15 protein-coding genes are annotated in these 17,268 nt (G+C 71.6%); 11 read left to right on the forward strand and 4 right to left on the reverse strand.

Annotated features, from left to right (window positions below; all coding sequences use genetic code 11):
• Window positions 1-21 precede the first annotated feature (21 nt).
• From ABZU91_RS32090 to ABZU91_RS32100, 3 genes are all read left to right on the forward strand, one after another.
• Window positions 22-882 (forward strand): carbon-nitrogen hydrolase family protein, encoded by an 861-nt coding sequence (locus ABZU91_RS32090; RefSeq protein WP_355248831.1) that lies wholly within the window; start codon window positions 22-24, stop codon window positions 880-882.
• A 65-nt stretch (window positions 883-947) separates the two neighbouring features.
• Window positions 948-1,592 (forward strand): HAD family hydrolase, encoded by a 645-nt coding sequence (locus tag ABZU91_RS32095; RefSeq protein ID WP_355248834.1) that lies wholly within the window; start codon window positions 948-950, stop codon window positions 1,590-1,592.
• A 185-nt stretch (window positions 1,593-1,777) separates the two neighbouring features.
• Entirely contained in the window at window positions 1,778-2,710 is a 933-nt protein-coding gene (locus ABZU91_RS32100; RefSeq protein WP_355248836.1) for an RIO1 family regulatory kinase/ATPase, read from the forward strand.
• A 52-nt stretch (window positions 2,711-2,762) separates the two neighbouring features.
• On the opposite strand, the gene ABZU91_RS32105 is transcribed toward ABZU91_RS32100, so the two are convergent.
• Window positions 2,763-3,011, reverse strand: coding sequence for a DUF2630 family protein (locus ABZU91_RS32105; RefSeq protein ID WP_355248839.1), 249 nt, complete (start codon window positions 3,009-3,011; stop codon window positions 2,763-2,765).
• A 463-nt stretch (window positions 3,012-3,474) separates the two neighbouring features.
• Here ABZU91_RS32105 and ABZU91_RS32110 point away from each other — a divergent pair, with 463 nt between their 5' ends.
• From ABZU91_RS32110 to ABZU91_RS32140, 7 genes are all read left to right on the forward strand, one after another.
• Window positions 3,475-4,812, forward strand: a complete 1,338-nt coding sequence (locus tag ABZU91_RS32110) for a cytochrome P450 (RefSeq protein ID WP_355248878.1) — start codon at window positions 3,475-3,477, stop codon at window positions 4,810-4,812.
• Window positions 4,809-5,726 (forward strand): terpene synthase family protein, encoded by a 918-nt coding sequence (locus ABZU91_RS32115; protein WP_355248842.1) that lies wholly within the window; start codon window positions 4,809-4,811, stop codon window positions 5,724-5,726. The genes ABZU91_RS32110 and ABZU91_RS32115 overlap by 4 nt, the downstream gene beginning before the upstream one ends.
• Entirely contained in the window at window positions 5,719-7,311 is a 1,593-nt protein-coding gene (locus ABZU91_RS32120) for a prenyltransferase/squalene oxidase repeat-containing protein (RefSeq protein ID WP_355248845.1), read from the forward strand. The genes ABZU91_RS32115 and ABZU91_RS32120 overlap by 8 nt, the downstream gene beginning before the upstream one ends.
• A gap of 123 nt (window positions 7,312-7,434) precedes the next feature.
• Entirely contained in the window at window positions 7,435-10,002 is a 2,568-nt protein-coding gene (locus ABZU91_RS32125) for a nitrate- and nitrite sensing domain-containing protein (RefSeq protein ID WP_355248848.1), read from the forward strand.
• A gap of 91 nt (window positions 10,003-10,093) precedes the next feature.
• Complete coding sequence (locus ABZU91_RS32130) at window positions 10,094-10,516, forward strand: roadblock/LC7 domain-containing protein (RefSeq protein ID WP_355248851.1); 423 nt, start codon at window positions 10,094-10,096, stop codon at window positions 10,514-10,516.
• 5 nt (window positions 10,517-10,521) lie between these two features.
• Window positions 10,522-10,908: a DUF742 domain-containing protein gene (locus ABZU91_RS32135; RefSeq protein ID WP_355248854.1), complete on the forward strand. Its 387-nt coding sequence runs from the start codon at window positions 10,522-10,524 to the stop codon at window positions 10,906-10,908.
• The gene (locus ABZU91_RS32140; RefSeq protein WP_355248857.1) at window positions 10,889-11,494 is read left to right on the forward strand and encodes an ATP/GTP-binding protein; all 606 of its coding nucleotides are present in this window, start codon (window positions 10,889-10,891) and stop codon (window positions 11,492-11,494) included. The genes ABZU91_RS32135 and ABZU91_RS32140 overlap by 20 nt, the downstream gene beginning before the upstream one ends.
• Window positions 11,495-11,580: 86 nt before the next feature.
• On the opposite strand, the gene ABZU91_RS32145 is transcribed toward ABZU91_RS32140, so the two are convergent.
• The 3 genes from ABZU91_RS32145 to ABZU91_RS32155 form a co-directional block, all read right to left on the reverse strand.
• Window positions 11,581-11,769 (reverse strand): DUF397 domain-containing protein, encoded by a 189-nt coding sequence (locus ABZU91_RS32145; RefSeq protein WP_355248859.1) that lies wholly within the window; start codon window positions 11,767-11,769, stop codon window positions 11,581-11,583.
• Window positions 11,760-12,527 carry a DUF5753 domain-containing protein gene (locus ABZU91_RS32150; protein ID WP_355248861.1) on the reverse strand — a complete coding sequence of 256 codons (768 nt, stop codon included), beginning with the start codon at window positions 12,525-12,527 and terminating at the stop codon, window positions 11,760-11,762. Before ABZU91_RS32150 ends, ABZU91_RS32145 begins: the two co-directional genes overlap by 10 nt.
• A 762-nt stretch (window positions 12,528-13,289) precedes the next feature.
• The gene (locus ABZU91_RS32155) at window positions 13,290-16,142 is read right to left on the reverse strand and encodes an aconitate hydratase (protein WP_355248864.1); all 2,853 of its coding nucleotides are present in this window, start codon (window positions 16,140-16,142) and stop codon (window positions 13,290-13,292) included.
• 255 nt (window positions 16,143-16,397) lie between these two features.
• On the opposite strand from ABZU91_RS32155, the gene ABZU91_RS32160 reads away from it, so the two are divergent.
• Window positions 16,398-17,093 carry a DedA family protein gene (locus tag ABZU91_RS32160; RefSeq protein WP_355248867.1) on the forward strand — a complete coding sequence of 232 codons (696 nt, stop codon included), beginning with the start codon at window positions 16,398-16,400 and terminating at the stop codon, window positions 17,091-17,093.
• Window positions 17,094-17,268: the final 175 nt, after the last annotated feature.

Genomic DNA, 17,268 nt, shown 5'->3' on the forward strand with positions numbered 1-17,268 from the left:
GTACCGTTTACGATCACCCCGGTGAACCGCCCCCACCCCGCGCCGTCCGGCCCGCTGACCGTCGCCACCGTCCAGGCCACCCCCGCGCCGGGTGACGTCGCCGGCAACGCCGCGGCAGCCGCCGAGCTGGTCCGGCTTGCCGCCGGCCAGGGTGCCCGGGTGGTCGTCCTCCCCGAGCTGTACCTGTGCGCGTACCACCCGCCGACTCTCGCCGCCGATCCGGTCGGCACCCACGTGGAGGCCGACCCGGCCGGGGTGGTCGCCGACGGTCGGCTCGACCCGCTGCGCGCCGCGGCGCGGACCGCCGGGGTCACCGTCGTGGTCGGCGCGGCGGTCCGGCACCCGGACGAGCGGCGGACCATCGCCGCGCTGGTCGTGGACCGCACCGGTGCCGTCCGGGTCGGGTACGACAAGCAGCAGTTGTGGGGCGACGAACGCGAGCTGTTCAGCCCCGGCGGCCGGGGTGCCACGCTGCTCGTCGACGACTGGCGGCTCGGGCTGGGCATCTGCTACGACGGCTGCTTCCCCGAGCACGGCCGCGCCGCCGCCCTCGACGGGGCGCACGCCTACCTGTGCCCCAGTGGCTACCTGGCCGGCTCGGAGCACCGCCGGGACCTGTACTACGCGGCGCGAGCCCTGGACAACACCATGTTCGTGGTCTTCGCCAACTCCGTCGGCGGCAGCGACCCGTGGCGGTTCAACGGCGGCGCGGCGATCTACGACCCGGAGGGACGGTCACTCGTCCGGGGCGCCGACGAGGGCACGGACGTGCTGGTGGCGACACTCGATCCGGCCGCGCTCACGGCCACCCGGTCGGCCCATTCGATGCTCGCCGATCTGCTGCCGAGCCAGGGCGGCCCGCGGACGTCGCTGACCGGTTGAGCCCACCGCCAGGTCGAAACCCGCGTGGTCTGTTGGCGGACACGTCGGTCCCGTAGGGTGCCCGAGTGCCACTGCTCCTGCTGGACCTGGACAACACCCTGCTGGACCGGGCCGGGCCGTTCCGACGCTGGGGTGAGCGCTTCCTGGACGGCATCGGCGCGCCCCCCACCGACATCGACTGGCTGATCTCGATCGACGCGGACGGGTTGACCGACCGCTGGGACCTGGCCGACGCGATCCGGGACCGCTACGAGCTGCGGATCCCCTCGATCGACCTGGTGGAGGAACTGCACGACGGGGTGGTGGCGCAGACCCGGCTCGATCCGCTGACCGCCTGCGCGCTGCGCATCGCCGACGACGCGGGCTGGGTGCCCGTGGTGGTGTGCAACGGCACGGTACGCCTGGAGGACGCCAAGATCCGTCGTACCGGCCTGGACCGTTACGTCGCCGACTGGGTGATCTCCGAGGAGGCCGGGGTCAGCAAACCCAACCCGCGGATCTTCGCGCTCGCCGCGCAGCGGGTGCGGATGCCGTTGCGGGGTGCCTGGGTGGTCGGCGACAGCCCGGAGGCGGACATCGGCGGCGCCGCCGCGGTCGGGCTGCCCAGCGTCTGGCTGCACCGGGGCCGGACCTGGTCGGACGTCCGTTTCGCGCCCAGCCGCACGGTGGACGGGCTGATCGCCGCTGTCGCCACGGTGCTCGCGAGCTGAGGCGTACGCGCCCGTCGCGTCCCTGCCGTAATTCGGTTGACCCGTGCTCAGGGCTGCCGCGAGGATGGGCGGCGCATCGTGCACCGGGCGTACCGCCCGATCGAGGAGAGGAGGTCGGCCGTGGCCGTCTTCGCAGGTCGCTACCAGCTGCCTATCTCAGCCTCGATCAAGGGAATCTCACCACAGTGCGCGATCATGACCTTCCGGCGCTGGAGCGCCGGACCCGCGGCAAGCGCCGCTTCGACGACGACGAACCGCAGTTCCTGAGGCGGGCCCGGCCCACCGAGCCGCCCGCCGACCCCGACACCCAACCCGACCCCGACACCGGCGAACGCTGGTCGTCGTGGGACGACGCGGTGCACGGGCCACACCCGCACCCGGACTGGCTGGTCACCGAGCTGGCCGCCAAGGACACCGAGCTGGGTGTGCTGAAGACCGGGAAGGAGGCGGACGTCCACCTGGTCCGCCGCGCGGTACCGGACACGGACCGGTCCTGCCTGTTGGCGGTCAAGCGATACCGGGACCCGGAGCACCGGTTGTTCCACCGCGACGCCGGCTACCTGGAGGGTCGCCGGGTGCGGCGCTCCCGGGAGATGAGGGCGATGGCCGGCCGGACGGCCTTCGGCCGCCAGATGATCGCCGGGCAGTGGGCGGCGGCCGAGTTCGCCGCGCTGGCGCGACTCTGGGAGATCGGCGCCGGGAACGACCGGATCGCCGTGCCGTACCCCGTGCAGTTGCGGGGCACCGAGCTGATGCTGGAGTTCGTCGGTGACGCCGAGTCGGGCCTTGCTGCGCCCCGGCTGGCCCAGCTACGGCCCGGCCCGGCCGAGCTGCGCGACCTGTGGGACCAACTGGTCGAGGCGCTGCGTGTCCTGGCCCGGGCCGGCTACGCCCACGGTGACCTGTCGCCGTACAACCTGCTCGTGCACTCCGGGCGGCTCGTCGTGATCGACCTGCCGCAGGTGGTCGACGTGGTGGCGAACCCGCAGGGGCCCGAGTTCCTGGCCCGCGACGTGCGGGTGGTCGGCGCCTGGTTCGTGGCCCGGGGACTGAGCGCCGAACAGGCCGACGCCGGCGCCCTGACCGGGGAGCTGCTGCGCGAGGCGGGCATCCGCTGACCGGAGCGGAGCGGGTCGGGTGCCTCAGCGCTGCCCGACCCGCCCGTGCCGATCACTGGAGGTAGCGTTCCACCTCCGGCTTGGGGCGTTCGCCCTGCGAGTCGGGGTCGCCGTGGGTGGCACGGGCGGCCCGGCGGCGGCGGAGCAGGTCCCAGCACTGGTCGAGGGATTCTTCCAGGGCGCGTAGCCGCTCGCTGGCCTCGCCCTCGGTGCCGGACTCGTGGGCCTGGGCGTCCGCGCGCAGCCGGTGCTCCTCGTCGACCAGCTCGGAGATCCGGTTCAGGATGGTCTTGTCGTCCATGCCACAGAGCCTGGCACAGGGTGCCCGCCATCGCCCGGATTCGCAGGGACCGGTGCGTCCTTGCTCACTGCGTTGCCCGGCTTCTGGGATCGCACGGACGTGAGCCGGCGGGCGGGTCCGGCGCTCGACCGGGCCGACGGTCCGCCGCCGTCCGGGCCGGTCGGCGGCGGTGGCCCCCGCGTCTACGGGTGCGACCTGCGCCGGTGCCACTTCCTGACTATCCACTCAGGACTTCGGCCTGCCAGGGGCATCGATGTTCGTCTGGGACGTGGGTGGAATCTCACCGGTCACAGGTCTAGAGGTGGCTTGGAATTGGTGAGATGCTTCCGACGCCCAGAAGGTGAAAATTTCACAGTCTCGACCGGCCGAAGTGGACCGCACGGCCGGTGGGACGACGAGGAGACGTTGCATGTCCCAGGTGTCCGATGCCGGCCCCGCCCCCGTCAGCACCGAACCCCGGATGATCCCACTCCGTCGTGCCCTGCCCGCGCTGGTCCGTGACCCGCTCGGCGCGCTCGTCGGCTTCGCGGAGGCCGCCGCAGGCGAGGTGGTCCGGCTGAACCTCGGCTCGTTCCGCCCGTACCTCGTGAGTCATCCCGAGCATCTGCAACGAGTGCTGAGGGACAACGTTGCCAACTACACGCGCGACGGCGAGGGTCTGTTGTGGCGGCCGGTCCGCCGGATCGTCGGCGACGCCATCCTAGTCGCCGAGGGCGAGATCTGGGAGTCCAGCCGGGGCGCGCTGCAACCGCTGTTCACCGCGAAGCGGGCCGAGACGCTCGTCGACCGGATGGCCGACGCGATCAACGAGGCCGTCGACGAGTGGCTGGAGCCGGCCCTCGACGGCCGCCCGATCGACGGCGGCGCCGAGCTGACCCGCATCGTGCTGCGGACCACCATGCGGGTGCTCTTCGCCGACCGCATCTCGGTGCCGGACGCGTTGCGGATCAGCGCCGCGCTGGACACCGTCACCACCGCCATGCTTCCACGCCTGCTGGTGCCCTTCGTGCCGTACGCGGTGCCGATGCCCGGCGACCGGCCCTTCCGCGAGGCGGTGCGGACCATCGACGAGGTGGTGCTGCCGATCATCCGGGAGGCCCGCGCTCGGCCAGGCGACGGCGACGACATCATCTCCACCCTCTGCCGCCCGCGCGCCGACGGCAGCGAGCCCGACGAGTACGCGATCCGCGGCGACGTGGTGGCCATGTTCTCCACCGCCACCGAGACCACGATCGCCCTGCTCTCCTGGCTGTGGCCGGTGCTGGCGTCCCGGCCCGACGTGGCCGAGCTGATGACCGACGAGATCGAGCGGGTGGTCGGTGCCGAGCGGGTCGGCCGCGAGCACCTGCCGCAGCTGCGCTACGGCCGCATGGTGCTCGACGAGATGCTGCGGCTCTACCCGGCCGGCTGGATGATCCCCCGCACCGCCGTGGACGACGACGTGCTGGGCGGTGTGCGGATCAAGGCGGGTGGGACCGTGCTGGTCAGCCCGTACGTCACCCAGCGGATGTCGACCTTCTGGGACGACCCGACGCTGTTCGACCCGGAGCGCTTCGCGCCGGAGAAGCCCCGCCGGCGCTACCGCTACTCGTACTTCCCCTTCGGCGGCGGCCCGCACCAGTGCCTCGGGCAGTACCTGTTCCTGCTGGAGGCGCAGCTCATCGTCAGCACCGTGCTGAGCCGCTACCGCTTCCGGCTGCGGGAGCCCGTCGGTCTGACACCCCGGCTCGGCGCCTCGCTGCAACCCAAGCAGCGGGCCGAGCTGATCGTCACTCCGGTCGAGCGTCCGGTCGCCTCGTGACCGGCGCTCCGTGGCCGGTGGAGGCCGGGCCCGACGCCGTCGCCGAGCAGGGCCGGGTGTGCGCGCTCGCCGTACGCGGTGTCCGCGACCTGCAGGGCGTCACCGCCGCCCACCCGGAACTCTTCGACGCCGCGCCGTTCGACGCGGCGCTGCTCAGCTCGGTGGCCACCGCCATCGCGTTCACCGCGCCGTGGCACACCGCCGCCGAACTGCGGATCACCACCCGTACCCTGCTCTGGGTCTTCGCCGCCGACTGGCAGGTCGACTACCTCGCCCGGTCCGCCGACGACGTCCGGACGATCGTGACCGACTGCCTGGCGGTCGCCGACGGCGGCGCGCCCCCGCCCGGCCGACATCTCGCGCGGCTGCTGGCCGACCTGCGCGACGAACTGACCACCGTGCCGGCGTTCCTCCGGCTGCGCCCGATCTGGCGCGACGAGCTGGCCCGGATGCTCGCCGCCGTGTCGCGCGAGTGGGACTGGAAGAACCTGCCCACCGACCCGACCACCGGGAAGCGTCTGCCAGACCTCGACCGCTACCTGGACAACGCCGACAACCTGGCCTGCTCCTTCGTCAACGTCACGCACTGGATCGCCACCGGCGACGACAGGACCCTCGCCCAGTTGACCGACCTGCTCGACGCCGGACGTGGCGTGCAGCGGGTGCTGCGGCTGGTCAACGATCTCGCCACGCACGGGCGGGACGCCGAGTGGGGGGATCTCAACGCCCTGCTGCTGGTCGACGACCCGGCGCGGGTGCACGACCGGCTCACCGAGCTGACCAACCGTGCCCGTGGCGATCTGGCCGCGCTCGCCGAGCGGTGTCCGCGCCAGGCGGACTACCTGCACCGGCAGATCTCCTTCACGGGTGGCTTCTACCAGCTGTCGGACTTCTGGGGAGCACGCGATGAGTGAGAGCCCGGGGCACGTACTGGCCGAACCGGCCATCGACGCCGCGCGCGAGCTGATCGCCGGCCTTGCGCTGCGACCGTGGGGGCAGGTCGCACCCTCGGTGTACGAGAGCGCTCGGCTGGTCGCCGACGCGCCCTGGCTGCCGGGACACCACCAGCGGATCGGGTTCCTGCTGCGCGAGCAGCGCCCGGACGGAGCGTGGGGCCCACCCGAGGGGTACGCGCTGGTGCCCACGCTGAGCGCCACCGACGCACTGCTCGCGGCTGGATCGGCCGATGCGGACCTGCTCGCCCCGGCGGGGCGTGGGCTGCACGCGCTCGCCGGCCGGCTGCTCGCCACGCACGCGCGGGCCCTGCCGGACACCCCGGCGCTGGATCTCATCGTCCCCGCGTTGGTCGAGTCGATCAACGATCGGTTGTCCCGGCTGGACCGGACGACCGCCGACCGGCTGCCCCGCCCCCCGCTGGAGCTGCCCGCGGGGCTCCGCCCGGACCGGCTGCGCGCGGTACGCGCCGCGGTCGCCGCCGGGGTGACGCTGCCATCGAAGCTGGCCCACTTCTACGAGCTGCTGGACGCGACGCCGGCCGACGCCGGACCGACCCTCACCGCCGTCGGCGCGTCACCCGCCGCGACCGCCGCCTGGCTGAGCGCCGCCGGCCCGGACGCCGGCCCTGCCGCGTACGCCTTCCTACGGCACCTGATCCGGGACGGTGACGGTCCGGTGCCCTGTCCGACGCCGATCACCGTGTTCGAGCGGGCGTGGGTGCTCGGCGGGCTGTGCCGCGCCGGTGTCGCGGTCGACCCGCCGGCCACCGTGCTGCGCACCCTGGCCACCGCCACCGCCGCCGAGGGCGTCGCCACCGGCGAGGGTCTGCCCACCGACGCCGACACCACCTCGGTCACGCTGGACGCGCTGGCCCGGCTCGGCCACCCCGCCGACCCGGCCAGCCTGTGGGCGTACGAGACGGCCGAGGGCTTCTGCACCTGGCCGGGGAGCGAGGACGGCTTCTCGGTCACCACCAACGCGCACGTGCTGGACGCGTTCGGCCAGCACGTGGCGGCGCACCCCGACGCGGACGCGCGGTACCACCGGACGGTCGACCGGCTCAGCGCCGTCCTGCCCGCACACCAGCACGCCGACGGCCGCTGGCAGGACCGGTGGCACGCCTCGCCGTACTACGCCACGGCCTGCTGCGTGCTGGCCCTGGCGGAGTTCGGTCGCGGCGGCAGGGCGGCCGAGTCGATCGACCGGGCGGCCCGCTGGGTGCTGGACAGCCAGCGCCCCGACGGTTCGTGGGGGCGGTGGGATGGCACGGTCGAGGAGACCGCGTACGCCCTACAGGTGCTGTTGGCCGCGCCGACCGGAGCGCCGCAGGTCGACGACGCGGTGGCGCGCGGCCACGCCTACCTGCACCAACCGTCCGGCCGAACGGACCCTCCACTGTGGTACGGCAAAGAGCTGTACTGTCCTACCGCGATCGTTCGCGCGGCGGTCCTGGCCGCCTGTCGTCTCGCCTCCGTACACGTGACGGGGGTCGACCGTTCGGTGGTGGATTGTGGTTACCAGACAACAAAAACAGCGACTTGAGGGGTTGTGTGGACACTGCTAGCGTACGCAGAGCCTCAGCCCCGATGCCCCGCCGTGGCGGGACGTCGTCTTCCATGATCACCCGTTGATGAGCTGAGTCAACGCCCTGCCTGGGACGGTTCAATGCGTTCTCGCGGTACGAGTATCCGCACCAAGGTCGTCGCCCTGCTGCTCTCCCTGGTCGCGCTCTGGATGTTCGCGGCATGGGTCACCCTGCGGGACGGCTTCAACCTGCTCGGTGTCCAGCTGCTCAACAGCAAGGTCTACGCGCCCAGCGAGCCCCTGTTGCAGGAGCTGCAGCTCGAGCGGCGGTTGACCCAGGCGTACCTGAGCAACCCCGACGCCGCGCAGCGCGCGGCGCTGGAGATCGAGCAGCGCAAGGCAGCGCAGCTGGCGGACGACTTCGCCGGCTCGGTCCGCAACTGGCAGGTCGACGTGGCCGGCAGCTCGGCCCTCGACGCCCAGTTGGACGCCACGATCGCGCAGGTCAACGGGCTCCAGCAGACCCGCGCGGACGTGCTCGGCCGTAAGGTCGACCGGATCTCCGCCGCCGACGCCTACACGAACGCCATCGAATCGATCTTCCGGATCTACGACGTCACCGGCAGCCTGGACGACAAGGAGATCGCCGCCGACGCGGCGGCCCTGATCCAGCTCAACCGGATGAAGGAGCTGATCTCGCAGGAGGACGCCCTGCTCAGCGGCCTCTTCGGCACCGGCCGGATCAGCGGTCCGGAGTACGCCCGCTACGTCAGCCTGGTCGGCGCCGAGCGGTTCCTCGGCGAGGAGACCCAGGCCCGGCTCGCCGACGCCGACCAGCGCCGCTACCGGCAGCTCGTCGAGGGCGAGGCGTTCACCCGGCTGCGCACCGTACAGGACAGCATCATCCGCGAGGGCCGCCCGGCGACCCAGCTCCCGGTCAGCGCCGAACAGTGGCGCGGCACCGTCGAGCCTGCCCTGGCCGAGGTGAACGACACCGTCGTCGACGGCGGCGAGGGCATCGTCGGCCGGGCTACCGGTGTGGCCGTGATGGTCGTCGTCCGGCTCGTCCTCGCCACCGGTCTGGGTCTGCTCGCCGTCATCGCCTCGGTCGTCGTCTCGATCACCACGGCCCGTACCCTCCTGCGTCAGCTGGACCGGCTGCGACTGGCCGCCTGGAAGCTCGCCGACGAGCGGCTGCCCCGCGTGGTCGACCGGCTCGGCCGCGGCGAGGAGGTCGACGTCGCCACCGAGGCGCCCCCGCTGGAGTTCGGCACCGACGAGATCGGCCAGGTCGGCAAGGCGTTCAACGCCGTCCAGGAGACCGCCCTGCGGACCGCCGTCGAGCAGGCCGAGCTGCGTCGCAACGTCCGCGAGGTCTTCCTCAGCCTGGCCCGGCGTACGCAGGCGCTGGTACACCGCCAGCTCACCCTGCTCGACGCGATGGAGCGGCGGGAGCACGACGCGGAGGAGCTGGAGGACCTGTTCCGGGTCGACCACCTGGCCACCCGGATGCGGCGCAACGCGGAGAACCTGATCGTGCTCTCCGGCTCCACCCCGGGTCGGGCCTGGCGGCGCAACGTCCCCATGGTCGACGTGGTGCGCGGCGCGGTCGCCGAGGTGGAGGACTACACCCGCGTGAACGTGCTGCCGCTGGGAGCCGTCTCGCTCGCCGGCCGGGCGGTCGGCGACATCATCCACCTGCTCGCCGAGCTGATCGAGAACGGCCTGTCGTTCTCGCCGCCGCACACCACGGTCGAGGTCCGCGGCCAGCTCGTGGCGAACGGGTTCGCCATCGAGATCGAGGACCGGGGCCTCGGCATGAGCGAGGAGGACCTGGCCGCCGCGAACCACCGCATCGTCGACCGGTCCGAGCTGAACCTCGCCAACGCCGCCCGGCTCGGCCTCTACGTGGTGAGCCGGCTGACCGAGCGGCACGGCGTCCGGGTCCGGCTCAAGGAGTCCGCGTACGGCGGTACCACCGCCGTCGTCCTCATCCCTACGGAGCTGATCACGGCCAACGGCACCGACCCGGAGAACTCCGGCGCGATCCCGGCCGGCCCGCCAGCCATCGCGCTGCCCGCCGGTCCGACGACCGTCGGTCCCGTCGAGGGCGGTCGTCCCGCCGGCCTCTCGACGGTCGCGGTGGCCACCACGGCAACGGAGACCAGCGTCGCAGGCGCGCCGCAGCCGGTGACCCCGGTCGCCTCGGCGCTTACCGAGAACAGCACCACCACCGAGCAGACGGACGGGAGCGACAAGGAGGTCGTACTCCCCACCCGCAAGCGGACGGCGGCGGGCGCCGCAGCCGCGGACCTGCCCACCCGGGCGCGTCGTGTCCTGGGCCAGCCGGCCCTGGAGGGGCCGACGGTGCCCACCGGCCTGCCCGCGGTGGACCGGGCCGGAACGGGCGGCGGCAGCGAGCCGGGCACCGACGGCGGGCCGGTTCCGGCACGGACCGAAACGGACCAGACCGGCTCTGGCCTGCCGGTCCGGGTCCGCCAGGCGAACATCGTGCCCGAGCTGCGCGACGACCCGGCGGCGACCGAGTCCGACGAGGAGGACGTGGTACGGCCACCCGAGCAGGTACGCCGGATGATGAGCTCCTATCAGACCGGCACCCGGCGCGGTAGGACCGACGCGGCGCGGCTGCTCGGCGGCCCGTCGGGCGCGACGCCCGAGCCGACCGACGAGGAACCACAAGCCACCTGACCGAGCGCCGGCGCTGCGGGTTTTCGCGCGGTGTGACGGTCAAGCCCAAGACGAATACGGCGCAACTGCCGGGCGAGAAGAGGACGACGAAGTGGCCCAGAAGACGGCTTCGAGTGCCGACCTGACGTGGTTGCTGGATGATCTGGTGGGCCGGGTGAAGCAGGCCGAGCATGCGGTCGCGCTCTCCACCGACGGGTTGTTGATGGCTTCCTCGCAGGGGCTGAGCCGGGACGACGGCGAGCACCTCGCGGCGATGGCTGCCGGCATCCAGAGCCTGGCCCGGGGCGCCGGCAAGCGCTTCGGCGGCGGGCAGGTGCAGCAGACCATTATCGAGATGCAGTCGTCGTTCCTGTTCGTCACCGCCGCCGGCCGCAACGCCTGCCTGGCGGTCCTCGCCACCGAGGACGCCGACGTCGGTCTCATCGCGTACGAGATGGCGATGCTCGTCACCCGCGTCGGCAAGTACGTGGCCTCACCATCGCGGGGCACCGAACAGTCGGCTGGCGAGAGGTAACGGCCATGACGGTGCAGGGGGAGTCCGCAGAGCATCAGTGGGTGGATGACCATGCGGGCCCGGTGGTGCGCCCGTACGCGATGACACGTGGGCGCGCCCGCCCGATCACCGGCACGTTCGACCTGATCTCCCTGGTCACCGCGACCCGCGCCGACGTGACGCCGGAGGTCGGTCTCGGTCCCGAGCACCTGGCGATCGTCGGTCTGTGCCAGCGAATACAGTCCGTCGCCGAGATCGCCGCCCACCTCGACCTGCCGGTGGGGACCATCCGGGTGCTCCTCGGCGACCTGGCGGCCCGCAACCTCGTGCAGGTACGCGAACCCCAGACCACGGCCGGTCTTCCCGACAACAGCATCTTCGAGGCGGTAATCAATGGACTACGGGCACTCTGACCGGCCGGCGGGAGCGACGCCACTGCCCACCGCGATCAAGATCCTGGTCGCCGGTGGCTTCGGCGTGGGTAAGACCACCATGGTCGGAGCAGTGAGCGAGACCCGGCCGTTGCGCACCGAGGAGGTGCTGACCGAGACCGGCGTCGGCATCGACGATCTGTCCGGGGTGGAGGGTAAGACCACCACCACCGTGGCGATGGACTTCGGTCGGATCACCATCAGCGACGACCTGGTGCTCTACCTGTTCGGCACGCCCGGGCAGGACCGTTTCTGGTTCGTCTGGGACGAGCTGGCGCTCGGCGCGATCGGCGCGGTGGTCCTGGCCGACACCCGTCGCCTGGCCGACTGTTTCCCGTCGATCGACTACTTCGAGGGCCGGGGCACCCCGTTCGTCGTGGCCGTGAACTGCTTCGAGGGTTCCCGCCAGTACCGGCTCGACGAGGTGCAGACCGCGCTGAACCTCGATCCGGGCGTACCGGTGCTGCTCTGCGACGCGCGTCAGCGCGAGTCCAGCAAGGAGGTGCTCGTGACCCTCATGGAGCACGCCATGAAGACCCGCGAGGCCCGCCGCCGCGCCGCCGACTGACCACGCCGACCGGGTACGAACCCCGGCCTGACAAGCGTCGACGGCCCTCGGCACCCGCCGAGGGCCGTTCGGGTGTGAAGGAGCGGTCAGCCGCGCTTGGCCAGCACCAAGAATCGGGTCCAAGCCGCCGGGTCGAAGGCGAGCGCCGGACCGGCCGGGTCCTTGGAGTCGCGTACGGCGATGACGCCGGCGAGGTTGTCGGCCACCTCGACGCAGTCGCCGCCGTTGTTGCCACTCTTGGTGCTCTTGCGCCACTGAGCGCCGGTCAGGTCCATGAGGCTGCCGCTTCCCTGATGAGGTTGAGGGACTGCGCCCGCGACAAGGCCCCGTCGCGAATGCGTTCCCACCGTCGGTCGAGGGTAGCAACGTCGGCAACCTTGTCGATGAGCTGCGCTTGCGCCTGGCTGTCGACGTGCGCGACCCGTGCGCCGTCCGGCATTTCGGCGACTGTGAACGGACCGCCCAGGCCCGGATACATGCCGACGTCGGCGGGCACGACGAAGACCGACACGTTCGGCAGCGCGGCCTGCTCGGCCAGCCGCTCGCACTGCTCCCGCATCATGGTCCGGTCGCCGTCGAGGGTGCGCCGGAGGATTGCTTCGTCGAGGACCGCGACGAGCAGTGGCGGGCGTTCCCGGCGCAGGATGGCTTGCCGGCTCAGTCGCGCCTCGGCGAGATCGTCGGCCTCGGCCGGCGTCAGCGCCTCGCCGACCAGCGTCGCCAGCGCGTACGCCTTCGTCTGGAGCAGGCCAGGTATCCACGCGAGCTGAAATGACCGCAGCGACAGCGCCTCGCGCTCGATCTCGGCCCAGGGCCGGAACCAGGCCGGCGTCCGGCGCTTCAACGCGTCGGGCCACAGCTCGTCCACGTTCCGACCGAGCAACTCGGCCACCCGTGCACGATGACGCGTCTGCGGAATTCGTTCGGTGCTCGCCCACTTCGCGGCCGTCTTCGGATCGACGCCAATCTGAGCAGCGAGACTGTCGGCTGTGTGGCCCCTCTCGACCATCGCTGCCTGCACGGCTCGATTCATCCCCAGCCCTCTCAGAACGTTCCGGACGTTGGAGGGTAATAGTCATACGCGGTGTAATCGATTGGCAACCCTCGGCAGGGTGCTGTGTAGACAGCACCGAGGAGGGAGCACAGGATGTGTGAGGGCAAGTCCCGGAGCCACCCGAAGCCGACAGCCGGTCCGTCACCGTTCAGGCCGAGCCCTCCCCGCACGATCGGGCCACTCCATCCTCCATACCGTGGCCCGGGTCGCCCAGCGAACGTCGTACCCGAAGCACGCTGGCGGCCCCGGTGCGGCCCGCCGGTCGCGCACACCGCCGACGGTCCCTTCTGGATATGCGACGCCTGCGGGCGGGACTGGCCCTGCCCTGCGCTGCGAGCGGCACCGACGGACGCGGCCCGCCGGGCGACTCTGATCCCGGAGTTCTCCCGGATCACCCGCCGGGCCATCCGGGACCTGCGCGGCCAGCCGGGCGGCCCCGATCCGGTCGCCATCGTTCGCCGTTTCCTGTGGTTCCTGCCCCTCACCGACGAGGAGGCCCGCGCGGTCGCGCTGCGCCTGCGCTGAGCGGGGACCTGGTCGGGATCCTTCGCTGGCCGTACCTCGTTCGCGCCCTTTGCTCTGCTTCAACGGGCGCAACAGTATTGCCCGGTCAGTGTTGCCCCGAGTGAAGCAGAGCAAAGGGCGCGAGACAGCTACCCGGGGGCCACGCACGGGAAGGCAGAGACGTGAAAGGGCCGCTCCCCGCCAGCGCGGGAAGCGGCCCTTCTCGGGTGTACGCGATCAGTTGGCGATCATGCGGCGCAGCACGTACTGCAGAATGCCGCCGTGCCGGTAGTAGTCGGCCTCACCCGGGGTGTCGATCCGCACGACGGCCTCGAACTCCACGCCCGTGTCGGTCGTGACCGTCACGGTGCGCGGGGTGTCGCCGTCGTTCAGGGCGGTCACACCGGTGATGGTGAACATCTCGGTGCCGGTCAGGCCCAGCGACTCGGCGGTGACGTCGACCGGGAACTGCAGCGGCAGCACGCCCATGCCGATGAGGTTGGAGCGGTGGATCCGCTCGTACGACTCGGCGATGACCGCCCGGACGCCCAGCAGCATGGTGCCCTTGGCCGCCCAGTCCCGCGACGAACCCGACCCGTACTCCTTGCCGGCCAGGATGACCAGCGGGATGCCGGCCTCCTGGTAGGCCATCGACGCGTCGTAGATCGAGGTCTGCTCGCCGGTGAGGTGGTTGACGGTGAAGCCGCCCTCCACCCCGGGCACCAGCTGGTTACGCAGCCGGATGTTGGCGAAGGTGCCCCGGATCATCACCTCGTGGTTGCCTCGGCGCGAGCCGTACGAGTTGAACTCGTGGCGGGGCACGCCGTGCTCGGCGAGGTACGTGCCGGCGGGGGAGTCGGCCTTGATCGCGCCGGCCGGCGAGATGTGGTCGGTGGTCACCGAGTCACCCAGCTTGGCCAGCACCCGCGCGCCGGAGATGTCGACGACCGGGCTCGGCTCCTGCTGCATGCCCTCGAAGTACGGGGGCTTGCGCACGTAGGTCGAGTCACTGTCCCAGGCGAAGGTGTCGCCGGTCGGGGTGGGCAGCGACTGCCACCGCTCGTCGCCGGCGAAGACGTCGGCGTACGCGGCGCTGAAGCCGGTCGCGCCGATCGCCTGGGCGATGACGTCCTGGATCTCGGCGCTGTTCGGCCAGATCTCGCGCAGGTAGACCGGGTTGCCGTCGCTGTCCTCACCGATCGGCTCGTTGGCCAGGTCGATGTCCATCGTGCCGGCGAGGGCGTACGCGACGACCAGCGGCGGGGACGCCAGGTAGTTCATCTTGACGTCCGGATTGATCCGGCCCTCGAAGTTGCGGTTGCCCGAGAGCACCGAGACGACCGACAGGTCGTGCTCGTTGACCGCCGCCGACACCTCCTCGGGCAGCGGGCCCGAGTTGCCAATGCAGGTCGTGCAGCCGTAGCCGACCAGGTTGAAGCCGAGCTTGTCCAGGTACGGCGTGAGGCCGGCCCGCTCGTAGTAGTCCATGACGACTTTCGAGCCCGGGGCCAGGGTGGTCTTCACCCACGGCTTGCGGGTCAGGCCCTTCTCGACCGCGTTGCGGGCCAGCAGGGCCGCGCCGATCATCACCTGCGGGTTGGACGTGTTGGTGCAGGACGTGATCGCCGCGATCACCACGGCGCCGTGGTCCAGCTCGTACTCCGCGCCGTCGGTGCCGGTGACCCGGATCGGGTTGCTGGCACGGCCGCCGGCGCCGACCGCCGCCGTCTCCAGGTCGCGCGGCTCGTCGGCGGGGTCGCTGAACTGGTTGGCGGGCGGGTCGCTGGCCGGGAACGACTCGGCGCTGGCCTCGTCGGCCGGGCCGTTCGCGCCCACCGGCAACTGCTCACGCGCCACACCCGGCTTGAGGTCACGCTCACCGACGGAGTCGTCGGCCACGTAGTCGGTAAGCGCCGAGCGGAACAGCGTCTTGGCGGCGCCCAGCGGCACCCGGTCCTGGGGGCGCTTCGGGCCGGCGAGTGACGGCTCGATGGTGCCCAGGTCAAGCTCCAGGCGCTCCGAGTACGACGGCTCGGCCGCCGGGTCGTGCCAGAGGCCCTGCTCCTTGGCGTACGCCTCGACGAGCGCGACCTGCGCGGCATCCCGGCCGGTCAGCTCCAGGTAGCGGATGGTCTCGGCGTCGATCGGGAAGATCGCCACGGTGGAGCCGTACTCCGGGGACATGTTGCCGATGGTGGCCCGGTTGGCCAGCGGCACGGCGCTCACGCCGGGGCCGTAGAACTCGACGAACTTGCCGACCACGCCGTGCTTGCGCAGCATCTCGGTGATGGTCAGCACGAGGTCGGTGGCGGTGGTGCCGGCCGGCATCTCGCCGGAGAGCTTGAAGCCGACGACGCGAGGGATCAGCATGCTGACCGGCTGGCCGAGCATCGCGGCCTCGGCCTCGATGCCGCCGACGCCCCAGCCCAGCACGCCCAGGCCGTTGACCATCGTGGTGTGCGAGTCGGTGCCGACGACGGTGTCCGGGTACGCCTGCCCGCCACGTTCCATGATCGTACGAGCCAGGTACTCGATGTTGACCTGGTGCACGATGCCGGTGCCCGGCGGGACGACCTTGAACTCGTTGAACGCGGTCTGGCCCCAGCGCAGGAACTGGTAACGCTCTCTGTTGCGCTCGTACTCCAGCTCGACGTTGCGGGCGAACGCGTCCTCGCGGCCGAACAGGTCGGCGATGACCGAGTGGTCGATGACCAGCTCGGCGGGGGCGAGGGGGTTGACCTTGGTGGCGTCGCCGCCCAGGTCCCGCACGGCCTCGCGCATGGTGGCCAGGTCGACCACGCAGGGGACACCGGTGAAGTCCTGCATGAGCACCCGCGCCGGGGTGAACTGGATCTCCACACTCGGCTCGGCGGTGGGGTCCCACCCGCCGAGCTGGCGGATGTGGTCGGCGGTGATGTTCGCGCCGTCCTCGGTCCGCAGCAGGTTCTCCAGCAGGACCTTCAGGCTGTACGGCAGCCGGTCGTGGCCGTCCACCTTGTCGATCCTGAAAATCTCGTAGCTCGCGTCTCCGACGCGTAGCTGGGTCTTCGCACCGAAGGTGTCGAGGCTCGCCACGTCGTACTCCTTCACACCAGCGACCGTGAGTAGTCCTGAGCAGTCTGTCGCACCGGCCGGGGTGCCGCCGAGGTTAGGTGACACTTACCGCCGATTCCGCTCTCAACAAAACCGTACGTCCGTCTTGCTATTTCCGCAACCCGGCCGGGGTCCGCCTTCCGCCTCATCCCTAGCCTCCTAGGACGCGCTGCGGGGTGTGGGCGGCGGCAAGGCGGTTCACGAACGCCCGCCACGGGTAGGGTTCGAAGCCCGGTCGGAGGAGGGTCACCCGTGTTCGACGTCCAGCACTGGCTCGTGTCGCTGCCGCCGATCGCGGTCTACCTGCTGGTCGCCGGGGTGATCGGCGTGGAGAGCATGGGCGTACCCCTGCCCGGTGAGATCGTCCTGGTCAGCTCCGCCCTGCTCGCGGCCACCGGAGTGGTGGAGCCGGAGTGGGTGGCGACAGCCGCCGCCACCGGAGCGATAGTGGGGGACTCCATCGGGTACGCCGTGGGTCGTCGCGGTGGCCGTCCACTGCTCGCCCGGCTGGGCCGACGCTTCCCACGCCATCTCGGCCCCGCCCAACTCGCCCGCGCCGAGCAGAGCTTCGCCCGGCACGGCGTCTGGGCGGTGTTCTTCGGTCGGTTCGTGGCGCTGCTGCGGATCCTGGCCGGCCCGCTCGCCGGAGCCCTGCGTGTGCCGTACCGGCGGTTCCTGCTGGCCAACGCGGCCGGCGGGCTGGTCTGGGCGTTCGGCACCACGTACCTGCTCTTCACCGTCGGCCGGGCTGCCGAACACTGGCTCAAGGACATCTCCTGGGCCGGCCTGGTCCTCGCGGTGCTCGCCGGCCTGGCCAGCACGTGGTGGCTGCGTCGACGCGCCCACCGCCTGGGCGCCGCCGAGCCGACACCGCCCGCCGACCAGACACCGTCCGCCGAGGCGCTGCCGTCCGCGGAACCGACCCGCGCCGGCCAACCGCGCAACTGAGCCCAAGCAGCTAACGGAAACTGTCCAAGATCTGCTCAGGTTCGGGGCGGGAGATGCCGAAGGGCCGGGCCCCTGTGGTGGGGGTCCGGCCCTTGTCGGTGGTGTTGTGGGTCAGCTGGTGGCGTAGCCGCGGGTGGCGATCCAGTCGGCGAGGTGCTCGACGGTGATGTCGTAG

Source organism: Micromonospora sp. NPDC005174 (assembly GCF_040608495.1).
Lineage (GTDB): Bacteria > Actinomycetota > Actinomycetes > Mycobacteriales > Micromonosporaceae > Micromonospora.